A 16,869-nucleotide genomic window follows, 5' to 3' on the forward strand; every position below is an offset into this window, starting at 1 on the left:
GTCGGGGCCTGGTAAAGACCCTCCTTGTAGTAGACGGACGACTCACCGGGAATGAGGGTCCGAACGTGGAAAGTGTCATCGCCGTTGGCGAATCGTTGTCGCTGCTGTCCCGGCACTACAAAGCCCCGTTTCATACTGACTGTAACGTAAAGTAACGTTGCTGGTGAGGTGAGCCCGGCGAAATCGCCTGGCGGCTCCGGCGCGGAGGCGTGGCTGTTCACCGGCGACGAACGCTACGCCAACGTCGCACTCGACCAGTTCGATTCCTGGATCGTGCAGAACCCATCCGGCGTCGTATCGCCTGGCGGCGTGCCTTTGAAGTCGCGATACGTGCCATCTCTCTCGGGGTTGCACTGCAGAGGCTTTGCACTGCACCGGGTCTCACCACAACGCGGCAGATCCTGCCAGACAGAGCGGATGGCGAACAGTCGGTCTCGTATCAAATGTTCACCACCGAACTCATTACGTTGATCGCGACACTGCTCCAGTCGCGCGGGACCCCGATTCCCTCCCGCACAGGAATTCAATCATCGGGCGTGGCAATCGAATTCAAGTCTATCTCAGTCGATGCATCGTTCGGATCTCACCGAGTTATCTCACGATAGAGGTCATCGAACCTGCGCCAGACAACGTCGATATCGAACTCGCGGTGGATACGGTCGAGCGCCGCACGGCCAAGTCGAACCCGCAGCTGCGGGTCTGTGATGACGTCCACCAGTGAGTTCGCCAGGCCATCGATGTCTCCCGGCGACATCAGTACCGCACATCGGTCGTCAACGAGGTCCGGGATGCCTCCGGCGTTGGACGCGACCACGCACAGGCCCTTCGCCATCGCCTCCAGAATGGCCATCGGTTGCCCCTCCATGTATGACGGCAGCACCAGCACGTGGGCTGACCGCATCAGGTCGGGGACAGCGTCTGGGCTGACCCAGCCCGCGACATCAATGGTGCCGGAGAGACCGAGGGTGTCCACCAGGCGATGGCACTCCCCCAGATCACCATCGCCGATCAGGCTCAACCTGGGTGTCGGATGGCCGGTGCAATTCGCTAGCACCTTCTGCCATGCGTGCACGAGGTCGAAAACGCCTTTATCGGTGGCGATTCGGCCGGCGAAGAGGACATGCACCGATTCGTCGAGGCCCGGTTGTCCGACGGGCTGCTCCGGGCGGGCAGTATTCGGGACAACCAGGATGCGGGCGCTCGGCTGCATCGCACGCAGCCGATGTGCCCAGGTCTCACCCAGTGCGACCACCACGGCGGAGTTTCCCAGCAGCCAACGCACCGCCGCCCGCGTAATCACCGGAGAATCGGCGTAGAAGTCGTGGAAGGCTGCACCATGTACGTGCGTGACGATCGGCACGCGGGCCAGCGAAGCGAGACCAGCGAGCAGTGCTTTGCGATAGAAGCTTCCGTTGGAAGCCACATGCAGGTGCACCACGGCGGGTCGGTTTCGGATCAACAGTCCCAGGAAAACCACTGCGCTGGTAGCGAACTGGCCGACCTTGACCGCGACACTGCCATCACGATGGGTTACCACGTGCTGGATATTCCATCGCTGCCACAATGGCGTTGTCGACATTCCTCGGACGAAACTGGCGACACCGCCCTTGGTTTCCATGCTGGTGGACACCCACACGACAGGCCCAGTCATTGCGGACTGCTCGCCGAGGGAGACACGCTGAGCGGCGTGGTGCCTGACTCGATGCCGGGCGCCACCGTGCGGCGGCTGGCTTGAGCGATGACGCACAAAGCCGCTCTTGGTGTCGGTGCGGTTAGAGTTACGGCCCCAGGCAGTGTGGTGTTGATCGACAACCGGCGTTCTCCACCGGAGGTGCGCCATTCGACGTCGATCGCGGCCCCGCGATGTCGCGCTTGGATATCGGCTGGGCCGTCGGCCGCCCGTCGGATGACAGTGGCGATCACGACTGGTAGTTCGCCCGCATGCGAGTGGCCGACCAGGAACGCGGGGCGACGTGACTCCAAGCGATCCGACCACCAGCCCAGGTGGTTGGACTCGTCAGCGCGCACCTGTTCCGCGGTGAGTTTGACCGTGCCGGCTGATTCGATTCGTGCGAGCGGCCCCTGCTCGCCGTGGATCAGATGGCCCGTCGTATCGGGAACCACCGTAAGCGCAGGGTGCACCGGCCATGATGTCCGCACCAGGTGGCGCCCACGGCCGGAGATCAGATCTACGACGACGATGTCATCGCTATCAGATGGAGCGACGAGCCATCGACGATGCGTGACCGGGTTGGGTAACCGGTCATAGCCGAAATGTTCCGCGTCGACCACGCCTCTGTCGAGGTCGACGGTCCGGATCCGGGTGTGGGTGTGTCGGCTCCACAAGAACGCGCCGCCGGCGACCGCTTGGTCGACGCCGTCGACCTCGACGGTGGCATGTACTCGGGTGCTCCGATGCGCTCGCCGCCAATCGGGATGCCCGTAGTAGCTGGCCGCACCCGGATCGCCGATGATGTCTTGGCCGTCGAGGCTCACCGTGACTGACAACGCATCAGCGTGTCCGTGCGCGGCGATGGACAGGTAGCCCAACGGTCCGACGTCCATCAACACCCGCCGGTCGTCACGCCGCAACACCACCAGGCCGCCGTCGGGTGCGTAGTGATGTTGACCGACGGTTTCCAGACTCGAGTTGCACTCTGGTGGCGACCACGTCGTAGGCCTGATTGTGTCCAGCCATTCAGCTGTCCAGGTTCGATTTCCGTACTGCCGGGCCGCATCAGATCCGGTCAATACAGCGACCGCGCCCAGATGGTCGCGGACGGTGCGCACGGGTTCGGGACCGAGCCTGAGAGCGAAACCCTCGTCGTCGTCGCCGTAGCGCGGATCGGGATCTGCCGCGTTGACCAGCACTGCGAGGTAGTCGGCGCTGCGCTGCAGGGCGGACAACAGCGCTGCTGGGGCTCGGCCGTCGCGTTGGCAGAGTAAGGCCGCGACGATCATTAGCAATTCGGCGGTGAAGATCTGATAGCCGACGGCTTGTTCGGCGCCGACTCCGTCGGGGAGGATCTGCAGGCCGGCCTCGACCGACAGCGCCGACATGGCCTGCTGTTCCCACTGACGGGCGCCGGGCAGTTCAGGAAACAGCATCGCCACAACAGCCAACCCCGCGAGTTCGCCGACGAGGTGATTGTTCGCCGAACTGAAGCGGGAGCGATCGTTCCAGCAGCGTTGTGCGCCATCGGCCAGGATGCTGACGATGCTGCGGTATCTCTCGACGGTGAGCTCATCGCTATCGCGGAAACCCTGGAGCGCCAACGCGATCGAGATGGCCCGGATGCCCACCTCGAACGGGTTGCGCCAGGCGATTCCTATCCCGGGAGGGTTTTGCTCAAGCCATGAGTCCAGCTGGGTGAACGCGGCCCGGCTGAACCTGTCGTCGCCGGTCAGCAGCCACGCCTGGGCCAGCCACGGTAGGTGCTGAAGTCGGTTTAATTCCCAGATCCACTTCACATCCCCGGCGTAGGTGCGGTAGTCGATCCGCGATGCCCGAATAGACGGCCACCGAGCCCCGCTGATCGGGTCGGTGTTCCAGTCGATGGGCTCACTCAGCATCACTTCGGGATAGCCGAAGAAGCTGAATCGTCGCTGGACGGAGCGCTCGGCTGCATCGATCACGTCGCCGCGGACCTCGGGCTGAGCTTGGCTGACCCGCGCCGCGTGCTGCCGATCGAGTAGGACCGGACGGTCGGTGCACCGCCGGAATTGGTCCAGGGCACGGGACCAGTCCAGCGTTGCCTGCCAGGCATTCTCACGTCGCTGCACATTTTGCGTCAGGGCATGATAGCGGGCGTCTATAGCCCGGTTCACCCGCCACGCAACCTCTGCGCCACCCATCGAACGTAGCCGTTTGGCATACCACAAGATATTTGCCATCACATCCTAAGTTACTCCCGTTAGACGACCTGATGGTACCCTGACTAGGCTAGAGACAACGATTCTTCTTTGATCTGATTGACTAGATCAATTGCTAGAACTACGACCAGATAAGGCACCTGACAGATGGCGCCAGTGAGATCGCGGAGTTTCGAACACCTGATTCGCAACACGCACCCGTTCCGGATCGGCATGCGTCGCCAGCTTGCCCGACTCGAACGTGTCGATCCCGAAGAGATCGTTCGCTGGCAGGAGCGGCGCCTGCGTCTTCTGGTTCGAGTGGCTGCTGCTCGTTCGCCGTTCTATCGTGAGTATTTCCGGCAATCGGGTGTCGACCCGCGTTCGATTCGCACTCTTGCCGACCTCGCTCAGCTGCCGCTTCTTACCCGTTCACATCTAGCCCAACGCCCTGAAGACTTCCGCACCTATCCCCGTCGAATGGTTTGGCCGGCATCGTCGAGTGGAACGTCGGGAGCACCTATCACCGCCTATCGCACTCCCGGCTCAAGCGTGTTCGAACTCTGCGCCCTCGAGCGGCAGTGGGGTTGGTTCGGCTTGCCGCCCCGGTCACGCCGGGTAATCCTGCGAGGTGCCGAGTTTGCCGGGCCGTCCGGACCGCCGACCATGGCGGTGCCCGGCGCAGGTCAGCTGCTGGTCTCCAGTTTCCATCTGATTCCCGGCAACGTCGATGAGATCGTCGACCGGATCCGTACATTCGAGCCCGATGCGGTGGAGGGCTGGCCATCGAGCATCGCGCTGCTTGCCGATCTGCTGACTGCGCGCGGCCAGACTTTGCCAGTACGAGCGGTGATCACTTCTTCGGAGACGATGACTCCGGGTCGGGTTGAGTTGATCGAGAAGGCGTTCGCCGCGCCCGTCGTTGATCACTACGGCCAGACCGAGCGGGTCATGATGGCCGGCAGCTGTGAGTTCGGCGGCTACCACATCTTTCCTGACTACGGAATTGTCGAGATGTTACCGATAGACAACTCAGAAACACGGTGGGAGCTTGTCGGCACTCCGCTGCACAACTGGGGGTTCCCGCTGCTCCGTTATCGCACCGGCGATGAAGTCCGTCCAATGCCAAACGTGGAATGCCCATGCAAGCGGCCGTTCCCGCTGATTGAACGAGTCGATGGTCGCGTCGAGGACAACTTCACCGCGGCGGACGGGCGGCCGATTCCACTGCCATCGCTCATTGTCGATCAACTCGTGGGAGCGCGTGAGGCGCAGGTCGCGCAGTTGGGGCAGGGGCGGTTCGAGGTCAGGGTAGCTCCTGGGCCGGGATTCGATGTCGCAGCTTGTGAGCGTGCGGTACGCGCAAACATCGACCATGTCTTCGGACCCGGACAAGAGGTGAGCTTTGTGACCATGGCCAATTTGCCGAGGTCCAGGAGTGGCAAGCTCAAGAGCGCGGTTGTCGAAGGCGTGGGCACAGGAGTCCGGCGCCATGCGTGAGGTCGAGATCCAATGCTGACGCGACGACAATGTGTTACGCGCAGTCTTTCGCTTTTCGCAGCGGTGGCGATCGGCTCGGGGACAGGATGTCGGCGAATGCGCCGCGAGCGTTCCCGGATTCCGATCTGACGTTCCCAAGGTCTGTCGCTACGACGTTGTGGTGACCAACAAACGAATGGGCGAACCGCAAACCGCGTGCATTCCTTGACGAGCTGCGCACGCGCCCCCCGGATGAGACTGCTGGCCTGTACCAATGTTTTGGATTCACTGCTGCAGCCCGGTAGTGAACGCTGGTGGCGCAACAGTTATCGGCTGTGGCAGATCGACGATTCGGCCGATCTGCTGCGGTCATGCCGGCGCCGAGGGATGACCGCACCGGCGCTGGCCGCCGGGGACAGGGCATTGGGTTCTGGAAAGTGGTCGGGGAGACGTTCCCGCAGACTCGGGAGCGGCGGTGCTGGTTTCATAAACGGCCAATGTCCTTGCCGCACTGCCGAAGTTGGCGCATCCGGGAGCGATCGCGGCGATGCGGGAAATCGTCACGCCGAAGATATCGACAAAACTCACCCCAAAGTGGTCGCCAAGATCGTTGATGACGCCGATGTGCTCCTGGAGTTCTACCGCTACCCCGCCGAGCACTGGGCGCACCTGCGCATCACGAACCTGATCGAAAGCACCTTTGCCACAGAATGTTTGAGAACCAAGGTCACCAAGAGGCCCGGCGCCCACGCGGCGGGGATTGCCATGGCCTACAAACTCATCGACGCTGCACAAGCCCGCTGGCGCGTCGTCAACGCCTCACACCTGGTCGCCCTCGTCCGAGAGGGTGACACCTTCTACAAAGGCAAACTGCTCGAACGACCCGTCGCCATCACCCCGGCCGAACCATCAACAGCCCCGCACCGCACCGCACTCGTGCCCCACTGAGCGCAAGCAAATATTCGGTCAGGCTCCCAGTACCCGATTTGGCGACAGCGCGCTCTTTACCAACGTCGTCACCGCCAGGAGATCCTCAGCGACCTCACGAGGGCATCGATCTACATTTGCTTGAAGTTCTCACAGCGAATGACAAGATAGAAGCGCTCCGACTTGGCTCACCAGACCTGCGGAAGAAATATGTGCTCAACAGCAGCTCTACGCTGGGACTAACACCCGCCATCACCAGGCGGAGGCCATGGGTTGCATGCCACGGCATCGACCATCGATGGAATTATCGCGACCATAGAAAAATTTGCTAAACTGACGGAATGTTGAAAGCTGCCCATACCGCTCGCGGCCTGGCCGACGGTGTAGCTACCAAACAGTCGATCAGCGTGTTCGGCCTCGGATACGTGGGTTGCGTATCGGCAGCCTGTTTGGCCGCGCGAGGACACACCGTCGTCGGTGTCGATGTGAGTCACACAAAACTGGACTTCCTCCGCGACGGTAAGTCCCCGGTAGTGGAAGATCGCATCGGCGAATTGGTGGCCGATGTGGTCCAGGCGGGTCGGCTCACGGTCACCACCGATGCTGCTCAAGCAGTGTCTGTTTCGGATATCTCCATCGTGTGCGTGGGAACACCGTCGGCCGCCTCCGGCGGACTGCTGACTCGATTCCTCGAAAATGTCAGCGAGGAGATCGGCACGGCGCTGATGCACAAGGACGGCTGGCACGTCATCGTCTTCCGCAGCACGATGGTGCCAGGAACCTGCGAGCAGCTGTTGATACCGATCTTGGAACGCACTTCCGGCAAGCGAGTCGGCGTCGATTTCGGTGTATGTGTCAATCCCGAATTCCTACGAGAAGGCACAAGCGTGACGGATTTCGAGAATCCGCCCAAGACCGTGGTCGGTGAAAGTGACGCACGCAGCGGCTCGGAGGTCATGGACCTCTACGACGGACTCCCCGGGCCCCGGTTCCGCGTCCCCATCTCAGTCGCAGAGATGACGAAATACGTCGACAACAGTTTTCATGCCCTCAAAGTCACCTTCGGCAACGAGATCGGAGCGCTGTGCGCACGTCTGGGCCTGGACTCTCACACCGTCATGGACATCTTCTTGAGCGACACCAAGCTCAACATCAGCCCGGCGTACCTCCGGCCCGGCTTCGCGTTCGGCGGATCATGCCTGCCCAAGGACGTACGAGCGCTGACCCACACCGCCCGACAGAACGACCTGGAGTTGCCGGTCCTGTCTAATGTGCTTGTATCCAACGAAGCCCAGTTGCGCCGGACTGTCGACAAGATCATCGAATTGGGCCGGCGTAAAGTCACCATCCTGGGATTGGCCTTCAAGTCAGGCACTGACGATCTTCGGGAAAGTCCGATGGTGGAGCTTGCCGAACGCCTGATCGGCAAGGGTTACGACGTGAAGGTATACGACGCCAACGTCGCACTGTCCCAACTCATCGGCGCCAACCGCGAATATCTCGACACACACTTGCCACACGTCGGGCAGCTGGTTACCGCTGATCTTTCACAGGCGCTCGACCACGGGGAATTGCTGGTGGTCGGCGCGACCGAACCAGGCCTCGGGGAGGCTATCGATGCCCTCGATGGCGACCGGGTGGTAATTGACCTGGTACGTCTTCCAGATGCAGAGACCCGTCGGGCGAAGCCGGGGTACATCGGCATCGGTTGGTAGGAACACTCCGTGCCGATTGATCAATGGCCCAACTGCCTGACGGGCCAGACCGCCTCGATCACCACACTGACTGCCTCCTCCGACGCTCGGGAACGCAGGTGACGGCTGATCACCAAGCCGTATCCACACGGCGTATCCGGGTGATGTACGTCGTGCCCGATCTCAATATCGGTGGGGCAGAACGGCATGTCACCACTCTGATGCCGAAGCTCAACCCCGATAGGTTCAGCACCTCGGTGATCTGTCTCGGTGAGAGGGGAACACTCTTCACCGACCTCGAGGGCACCACCACACCCGCCACAGCGCTGAATCATCGTAAGCGACAGGCGATCCGCGCGATCCTCGATCTGGTCCAGCACATGCGTGATTTTCGACCCGATGTGGTGATCACCCGGGGCTACAATGCCGAGACGCTCGGCAGGATCGCGGCAGCGCTCACCCGGGTACCGCACAATGTGGTCTGGATCCACAACTACGGCGACATCACCCGCAGGAGCACCATCCGCAGACTCGCTGACCGTTTGCTTGACCACGTCACCAGTGCATATTTCGGTGTGGCACAAGCGCAGACGTCGTACATAGTCGAAGAGCTCGGGTATCCGGCCGATAAGGTTCGCATCATTTACAACGGTGTCGATCTGGACAACTTCGAGACAGACCGATCCGCCGGGGCCACCGCAGCGACCGAGTTCGGTATCGCCCCGACCGACAAGGTTGTCGCGATCGTCGCGGCGCTGCGCCCGGAAAAAGACCACGAGATGCTGCTGCGTGCCGCACGAATGGTCGTAGACGCGGTACCCGCCACAAAATTACTCATCGTCGGTGACGGAGAGATGCGTTCACGAATCGAACAGCTCACTGCAGAACTCAATCTCGGCGACAGGGTGGTCATGGCCGGGGCTCGATCGGACATCCCCGCGATCTTGCAAACCGTCGACGTCTTCGCACTGAGTTCCTACAGCATCGAATGCTTCCCGATGGCCCTGCTGGAGGCAATGGCCGCAGGTCGGCCAGCGGTATGCACAGCTGTCGGTGGAGTACCGGAAATGATCGATGCCGGAACCACCGGCTTCCTTGTACCGCCCCACGATCCGCGAGCAATGGCCGATGGATTGCTGCGGATTCTCACCGACGATTCACTGGCCACGGCAATGGGACGAGCCGCACGGGTAAGGGTCGAACGGGAATTCAGCCTTAGCGCAAGCGTGTCAGCCACCGAGCGCGAACTCGAATCACTGACCAAAATAGAGTACTACCGTGAATAAACACATCCTGATTCTGGTCGAGAACCTCTCAGTGCCATTCGATCGGCGTGTCTGGCAAGAAAGCCGAGCGCTAGTGGATGCGGGGTTTGCGGTCACCGTGATATGTCCCGCAGGCAGCAAGCAGGACACCGAGCCCGAGGCAGTCATCGACGGGGTCAGGATCCTTCGCTACCCGCTTCGGCCGGCAGCGGGTGGTCCGCTGGGGTATCTACGCGAGTACTCGCTGGCGATGTGGCACACACTGCGTTTGGCAATCCGGGTGCGGCGCGCGCAACCTGTCGACGTCGTACACGCCTGCAACCCACCTGATCTCCTGTTCCTTATCGCGTTGGTATTGCGGCCGTGGGGTGCCCGGTTCGTGTTTGACCACCACGATCTGGTCCCGGAGCTTTTCATGTCACGTTTCACTGGCCACGGGCGCGCGCTGCTGACAGTCACCAAGTTTGTGGAACGACTCACCTTCGCCGCCGCAGATTACGTCATTTCCACCAATGAGAGTTATCGGCGAGTAGCCATTGAACGCGGTGGCATGGATCCGGACCGTGTCGTCGTGGTACGCAGCGCCCCCGACTTGGACCGGTTCTACCCACGCGAGCCTGACGATGGTCTCCGTCGGGGCAAACAACACTTACTGGCCTACCTGGGTGTGATGGGCCCTCAGGACGGCGTTGACTACGCCCTGCGTGCCATTCAAATTCTGCGCGATCGTATCGGACGCACAGATTTTCACTGCGTGTTCATGGGGGCGGGTGACGCGTTCGACTCCATGGTGGCGTTGTCCGAAGAACTCGGGATCGCCGATGTCGTCGAATTCACCGGTCGGGTGTCCGACGAGTTCGTCCAGCGGTGTCTGTCGACAGCCGACGTCTGTCTGTCCCCTGATCCGTTCAATCCGCTCAACGACGTTTCGACCATGAACAAGGTCATCGAGTACATGGCGATGGGACGCCCCATCGTCTCCTTCGAGCTCACCGAAGCGCGAGTGTCTGCGGGCGACGCAGCCGTCTACGTCCCTGCCAATGACGAATCCGGTTTTGCAGAAGCGATCGATGAGCTCCTCGCGGACCCGGACCGCCGAAGGAAGCTGGGCGAGTTAGGACGTGCACGGGTGGAGCGCGACTTGTCCTGGAGCGTCTCGCAACAACACCTGATCGACCTGTATATGACCGTGTGCGACCACTGACCGGGCAGATCTCGCCAGCGGGCCCGCGTCAGCGCAGCACGGACCTCTTGAGATAGCCGCCAACCTCACGCAGGCCAGCCGAGGATTGGGCTATCGAGTTCGCTTGCCGCAAGTAACTTTCAGTATGCCCCCGCCGCACGTCAGAACCTACCGGCCGCATGCTCGGTACGAAACCATTCAATCGTGGCGTCGAGACCGGTGTCGAGGCCAACCTGTGGCCGGAACCCGGTGCACACGTAGGTTTCCGTCGGATCAGCGCACCGGGCAATCTCCATGGTCCGATCCGGACGTGTGCCAATTACTGGAGCCGGCGCGTCCAGCTTCGTCGCAATACGGGTGACCATCTCTTCGACGGTGGTTGTATGTCCAGAACCAACATCCAGTGTTCGGCCTTCGACGCCCGACACTTCGCCGAGGGTGATCAGGCCTCGAACCACATCGTCGATGTATATCCAGTCGATTGGGCGAGCTCCTCCGGCCAGCTCGGCCGCACGTCCATTGAGGCCGGACAAAATCGAGTAGGGCACCACCTTGGCCGTTTCACGCTGACCGGGCCCGTACACCATGGAAATACGTGCCACCACGACCGGGGTTTGGTACACGGCCCGAAAAAATCGAGCATAGAGCGTCTGAGCCGACTTTGACACGGCGTAGGGCGACGATGGAACGTCCCCGTCGTCGCGGCGTGGCTCCTCGATCGATCCCGCAAGTACCACACGTTGGCACCCCGACGCGGTGGCGGCCGCCAACACGTTCACGGCCGACGCAACGTTACCGGTGAATGCCGTGCGCACGTTGTGGAGATTTTGCCGACCCGACACCCAACTCGAGAGATGGAACACCAGGTGCGGATTGATCTCCGCAAAGAGCGCATCGACGGCGTCTGCATCGCTGAGATCGACTTTCCTCCACGATATTTCGTCGGTATCCGGTCGAGCGCGCCGAGAGACACCGCTGACTTGCGCTCCTCGTACAACCAGCTCGTCGAGCAGTCTCGATCCGATGAAACCCGAAGCACCTGTCACCAATACGCGGGTACCCAGGGTGATCGCAGTCACGAGTAGCTATCCAGCCGAGCCACTCTGTCAGCCCACCTTCTCGACGAGGTCGTGCTCAAGGAGCGCTGTGGCCGCGCGATGCAAAACTGCGAAAGACAGGGACGACCGCTCGGCAATGTCGAGTAGTGAACGCGTGCCGTCGCTCTGGTTGAGCACCCAGAGTAATGCCATCTCGTCAAACCCGCCGTCAGTTCGATCCGCCATAGCGCGATAGATACCCCGGCGACCTAGCTGCGGTTCTCCCTTGGGTTTGAGATTGCGGTAAACAGCGTTCTTCTCGAGTACTTCCAGAATCTTCAGGCCAGTGTCCAACGAGCCCTCAAGCGAGGCGGCGTCGATGAAATCGAGGTTGTCCCCCGATGTGTGGTATTCCGGGTACTCACCGTGGGGTGTGCGCATCAGACAACCGACCGGGAGATCGAATCCCGGTGAGCAAAACTGCCTTTCGTCGTAGCCGTATGGGCTGAAATCGACGATGTCGAAGGGCGCGCCGGAATGAGCCAGGACATGCTCCGCCGCCCTGTCGACAACGGCGGACTCCCGTTGACTGCGCTTATAGGTGATATGACCACGATCGCCGAGCAGACTCAGCACCAAACCGTGCTGGATACGGTCGAGGTCGCTCTCGTTGCGAGCCAGCCACGTGATCGCACCGATGGTCACCGGTATGAACAGAAAACGGTAGGTGTACCGGTGGGGAACGACTGCCAAGTAGCGCGCCAGATATTTGGCAACCGCGATACCCGCCAGGTTGTCGTTGCACAACGATGGGTGACAGATGTGGCAGCTGATCAGGATCTCATCGGTGCTGGTGCCGGGCAGGGTCAGCTCGGCATATGTCAGTGAACCGTTCGAGAGTGTGGAGTCGATGCAATACTCGTACTCACCGTCAGGAAGTTCGTTCAACTTCGCGTCGCTCAGGCAGAATCCCCAATTTTCCGCGTAGAACGAGCTGCGGTACGGAATCCACTCGGGACGGTCGGGCAGCGAATACAGATGCGCCTTCAACTCCGACAGGGTTGCCCTGCCGTGCACTGGCACGCTGTAGCCGACCACGTGCAGGTTGCTGTCGGCGAAGTCGATCACGCGTTCACCCGCCGCGTTCTTCACGAACGCATCACGGATATTCCATTCCCGCGGCACCGTCCAGTCGAGCACGGGGGTTCCGGTTGGCACCTCATGTACCGCGAGCGGCAGATCTGTCCCGATGAATGCAAGTGTCTGGCGGACACCGTCACCGGTAATGCTGCGGCAGATGGGGTACAGAGACACGCACAATTCGTACATGTCCGTACCCGGCTCGTCTACGCCAAGCGATTCCCGGAGGTTGCTCAAATTGAGTGTCGGAAACTGTTCAGGCAGAGCATCTTCCGTCACAGCCCGATTCCTTCGTAACGATCGAAGGCCGATTTGTCCAACATGCGCCGGCCATCTACGACGACCGGGTTGTTCCCTGTTGCAGCCAACACGGCCGGCAGATGTTCGAACTCGGTCCATCGTGTGACGACCAGGACAGCCTCGGCCTCCGCCACAGCGCTCACCAGTGAGTCGCAGATACGGACGTCGTCGAAGATTCGGCTGCCGTCGGCTACCGGGTCATACACAGACACGATGGCACCCCGCTTTCGCAAACCATGCACGATCGGGATAGCGGGTGACTCCCGAGTATCGTTGGTGTCGGGCCGAAACGACAAACCGAGGACCGCGACCTGTACCCCCTCGAGACTGGCGAAATGTTTGGCCAACAGCCGGAACATCTCATTAGGCTGCCGCTCGTTGACGTCGATTACCGACTGCAGCAACGGCATCGGAATTCCGGCATCCCCGCCTCGTGCGATAAGTGCGTTGACATCCTTGGGCAGACAGCTTCCTCCGAAGCCGCAGCCTGCCATCAGGAACGATGCGATAGGCGGAACCACCCGCCGACCGTCATCTAGCACGGTGGTCAGATAACGACTCGTGTGTACCCCGTCCATGACTTCTACGACATCGATACCACCAAGTGCCGCACTCAATTTGGATATTTCGTTCGAGAAGGAGATCATCGTGGCGAGCATCGCGTTGGAGGCGTACTTAACCATCTCCGCGGTGTTGTTGTTCGTTCGCACACACGGCGCATCCGAGAACGGCAGGTACACCGATTCCAGCACCGCATGTGTTCGCGTATCGATGCCGCCGCAGATGACTCGATCGGGCCGCATGAAATCCCCGACGGCCTCCCCCTCGGTGAGGAACTCTGGGTTCATTCCAACGCCGAAATCGACATGCGCGCGCTTACCCGAGGCCGCTTCGAGAATCGGGAGCACAACGCGATCAGTGGTACCCGGAATCACGGTGCTCTTTACCACCACGACGTGGTAGTCGTCGGCGTCGCCCAACGCCGCACCGATCGCACGAGCCGACTCTTCAATGTGCGTCAAGTCGATCCTCGTGCCATCGAACGGGGTTCCCACAGCGATGAACGTGATCTCGGAACCTAATACCGCCTCACGGGTATCTGTCGTAGCCCGCAAACGGCGCCCGACATTGCGCACAAGCAGTTCTTCGAGGCCTTGTTCGAAGATCGGAGACTTACCGCGGTTGATTGCGTCGACCTTGGATCGGTCCAAGTCGACACAGACGACGTCGTGGCCCTTCTCGGCCAAACACGCCCCTGTGACCAGGCCGACGTACCCCGTTCCAATGATCGCAATGCGCATCAGGCGTCCTCGGCGTCGCGGTTACCTGCATACCAAATCAGTGAGCGTCGAAGCCCCTCGTCAACAAGGATTTTCGGTGCATAACCCAGCTCTGTCCTGGCCTTCGTGATCACCGGGCATCGGCGCTCAGGGTTGTCGGCGAGGTAGTCCTCGTCAATATTGCGCACCACCTTGCCCGTGTAACCCCACAAGTCATGACCGAGCGCGACTACTTTCTCCGCCAGCTGAGCCATGGTGATCTCCGGAGCCTCGACACCGATGTTGTACGCCTCGCCGGGGCGACCTTTCACCAGCACCTTGTAATAACCGACGACTGCGTCTGCGACGTAGCAGAACGTCCGGCTCGGGGTCCCAGTGGACTTCATCACGATGTCGCGGCCGGAAAGGATGTCGCGGGCGAAGTCGGGCAACACTCGTTTGTCGGTGATTTTCAAACCCGGTCCATAGTTGTTGAACGGTCTGACCACAGTGATCGGAAGGTCATGCTGCTGGGCGAAGAACACACAGAGGGTCTCACCGAATCGCTTGGACTCGTCGTAACACGAGCGCGGTCCCGTGCACGACACATTGCCTCGATAGGTTTCGGGCGTCGGGATGTTCTCTGGTGTTGGGTCACCGTAGATTTCGCTACTGGAGTAGAACAGGAACCCCTCCACTGGATGCGATGACGACTGTTGCCTCAGCGCATAGTCCAGAAGCCTTCGCAGACCACCGATGTTGGCATCCATTGTCTCGATCGGATGACGACGATAGAAGATCGGGGAGGCGATAGAACCCGCGTGCACGATGTATTGGACATCGCCGATGTCATCAGGTAGCGGCTCGGTGATGTCGTGGCGGACCAACTCGAGATGGGCAGTGCCATCCAGCGCGGCCAACCACTCCGGAATTCCACGAATATAGTTGTCGTACACCGTAAGCCGGATCGGGTTCAGTTTGCCGGCGGTGCGATTCCAGTGCAGCACCGCCTGCACCAGGTAGTAGCCGAGAAACCCCGCGCCGCCCACGATGAGTAGACGCTTGTTTCCCATGCGGCCGAACTCTTCGCGCAGTTCACCGGTGATGTACTCAAGGTCCTGCTCGACGATATCCGTTGCGGTATCGGTCATTTCAGCGCACAACCCTTACTTCGGGGATCGGGATCAGCCATTGCCCACCCCATTCGCGGATATAGGATGTCTGTTCCATGATTTCGTCGGCCAGGTTCCATGGACCTACGAACAAATAGTCGGGCCTAGTTTCCCGAATGCGGTCGGGAGACAGAATCGGGATATGGGTACCAGGCAGGAATTTCCCCTGCTTGTACGGGTTGCGATCGACGGTGTAATCGATGAAATCCGTTCGGATGCCGCAATAGTTCAGCAGGGTGTTGGTCTTGCCGGCCGCACCGTAGCCGACGATCGACTTGCCGTCCCGCTTAGCCGCGATGAGGAATTCGAGGAGACCGCGCTTGGTCTCTTTGACTCGCTCATCGAATTTCGCGTAGTAGGCCAATTCGTTCATCCCGCGGCGCTCTTCTTCCGCCAAGACGTCGGCCACGCGCGGCCCCGGCTCAACATCACGTTCCGCGTGGGCAGCGAAGATCCGCAACGATCCGCCGTGGGTGCCGAGTTCGGCGACGTCGAAGACCGTCAACCCGTGGTGTGTGAAGAGTCCGACGACCACGGCGAGCGACAGGTAAGAAAAGTGTTCCTGATAAATCGTGTCGAACTGATTGCCCTCAACCATCCGCATCAGGTGCTGAAAATCGATTGTGACGGTGCCGCCCGGCGCGAGCAGGATCTTGAGTCCCCCGACGAAGTCATGCAGGTCGGGCACGTGCGGCAACACGTTGTTGCCCAACAGGAGATCAGCTGTGACACCCTCGTCGACCAACTCCTGCGCGGCGCGCACCCCGAAGAACCGAATTCGAGTGGGAATTCCTTTGCTTTCGGCGACCTCTGCAACGTTGCCGGCGGGCTCGATACCCAGCACCGGTATGCCCTTTTTCGCGAAGTACTGCAGAAGGTAGCCGTCGTTACTGGCGACCTCGACCACCGTGCTCTGCGAGTTCAGCCGAAACCGTGGAACGACCTCCTCGACATATTCCTCGGCGTATCGCAGCAGCGTGTCGACGTAGGAGGAGAAGTACGCGTATTCGGTGAATATCGCCTCAGGTCGGACGTACTCATGGAGTTGGACCAGCAGGCAGCTCTCACACACGAAGACGTGCAAGGGGTAGAACTCCTCACCGCGCTCGAGTTCATCAGGCCCCAGGTGCGACTGGCACAATGGCGACATTCCCAAGTCGACAAACGTCCGGTTCAGCGGTTGCGTGCAGAACCGGCACGACAGCGTGGACTGCTCAGTCATGTTCAACAACGCTCTTTCGATCTCTACGACGCACCGGGCACGTTGACAGGTATTCCGCTAGCGAATCTACATTGATTATCCTCTGCTCGGCACACGGCGTACCGTCTTACTTCAACAAGAGCCGCAGCGCGTGGCTTAAGCTGCCAAGCTACCCTTTGACGACGGTGTCTACCAAGACCAACCGTTGGGTACACTCGCCACAGCCGGACGTCTCCAGCAAAGAGAGTTTTGCACATGTCAAACATCCCGCCCCCTAGCTGTCGCGCCATGAAAGCCACTAGCTGCATGACCACTCTTGTGGGCGCAGTCCTTGCGCGGAGTCTGTGAGATGCGGCGCTG

General features: G+C 60.7%; 11 protein-coding genes and 1 pseudogene. 5 read left to right on the plus strand and 7 right to left on the minus strand.

Annotated features, from left to right (window positions below):
• Nucleotides 1–583: 583 nt before the first annotated feature.
• The gene (locus H276_RS0107675; RefSeq protein WP_231376629.1) at nt 584–1,651 is read right to left on the minus strand and encodes a glycosyltransferase family 4 protein; all 1,068 of its coding nucleotides are present in this window, start codon (nt 1,649–1,651) and stop codon (nt 584–586) included.
• A complete protein-coding gene (locus H276_RS0107680; protein ID WP_155942999.1) occupies nt 1,648–3,894 on the minus strand; it encodes an alginate lyase family protein in 2,247 nt (748 codons plus the stop codon). Before H276_RS0107680 ends, H276_RS0107675 begins: the two co-directional genes overlap by 4 nt.
• Nucleotides 3,895–4,518: 624 nt before the next feature.
• On the opposite strand from H276_RS0107680, the gene H276_RS25260 reads away from it, so the two are divergent.
• From H276_RS25260 to H276_RS0107705, 5 genes and pseudogenes are all read left to right on the plus strand, one after another.
• Entirely contained in the window at nt 4,519–5,352 is an 834-nt protein-coding gene (locus H276_RS25260) for a phenylacetate--CoA ligase family protein (protein WP_231376630.1), read from the plus strand.
• Between the two features lie 294 nt (nt 5,353–5,646).
• Nucleotides 5,647–6,279: pseudogene (locus H276_RS22700) on the plus strand (transposase); the annotation flags it as partial.
• 320 nt (nt 6,280–6,599) lie between these two features.
• On the plus strand, nt 6,600–7,973 hold the full coding sequence (locus H276_RS0107695) for a nucleotide sugar dehydrogenase (RefSeq protein WP_019970723.1): 1,374 nt from the start codon (nt 6,600–6,602) through the stop codon (nt 7,971–7,973).
• Between the two features lie 98 nt (nt 7,974–8,071).
• The gene (locus H276_RS0107700; protein WP_231376631.1) at nt 8,072–9,238 is read left to right on the plus strand and encodes a glycosyltransferase; all 1,167 of its coding nucleotides are present in this window, start codon (nt 8,072–8,074) and stop codon (nt 9,236–9,238) included.
• On the plus strand, nt 9,231–10,421 hold the full coding sequence (locus H276_RS0107705; RefSeq protein ID WP_026356703.1) for a glycosyltransferase family 4 protein: 1,191 nt from the start codon (nt 9,231–9,233) through the stop codon (nt 10,419–10,421). The genes H276_RS0107700 and H276_RS0107705 overlap by 8 nt, the downstream gene beginning before the upstream one ends.
• A 140-nt stretch (nt 10,422–10,561) precedes the next feature.
• Here H276_RS0107705 and H276_RS0107710 read toward each other — a convergent pair whose 3' ends face one another.
• Genes H276_RS0107710 through H276_RS0107730 form a run of 5 tightly spaced genes read right to left on the minus strand, consistent with a single transcriptional unit; the run spans nt 10,562 to nt 16,530 of the window.
• On the minus strand, nt 10,562–11,479 hold the full coding sequence (locus H276_RS0107710) for an NAD(P)-dependent oxidoreductase (RefSeq protein ID WP_019970726.1): 918 nt from the start codon (nt 11,477–11,479) through the stop codon (nt 10,562–10,564).
• Between the two features lie 27 nt (nt 11,480–11,506).
• Nucleotides 11,507–12,856, minus strand: coding sequence for a DUF4910 domain-containing protein (locus H276_RS0107715; RefSeq protein WP_019970727.1), 1,350 nt, complete (start codon nt 12,854–12,856; stop codon nt 11,507–11,509).
• Entirely contained in the window at nt 12,853–14,178 is a 1,326-nt protein-coding gene (locus H276_RS0107720; RefSeq protein ID WP_019970728.1) for a UDP-glucose/GDP-mannose dehydrogenase family protein, read from the minus strand. Before H276_RS0107720 ends, H276_RS0107715 begins: the two co-directional genes overlap by 4 nt.
• Entirely contained in the window at nt 14,178–15,287 is a 1,110-nt protein-coding gene (locus tag H276_RS0107725; protein WP_019970729.1) for an NAD-dependent epimerase/dehydratase family protein, read from the minus strand. The genes H276_RS0107720 and H276_RS0107725 overlap by 1 nt, the downstream gene beginning before the upstream one ends.
• Nucleotide 15,288: 1 nt before the next feature.
• Complete coding sequence (locus H276_RS0107730; RefSeq protein ID WP_019970730.1) at nt 15,289–16,530, minus strand: class I SAM-dependent methyltransferase; 1,242 nt, start codon at nt 16,528–16,530, stop codon at nt 15,289–15,291.
• Between the last annotated feature and the right edge of the window lie 339 nt (nt 16,531–16,869).

The sequence above is a fragment of the Mycobacterium sp. 141 genome (assembly GCF_000382405.1).
Taxonomy (GTDB): domain Bacteria; phylum Actinomycetota; class Actinomycetes; order Mycobacteriales; family Mycobacteriaceae; genus Mycobacterium.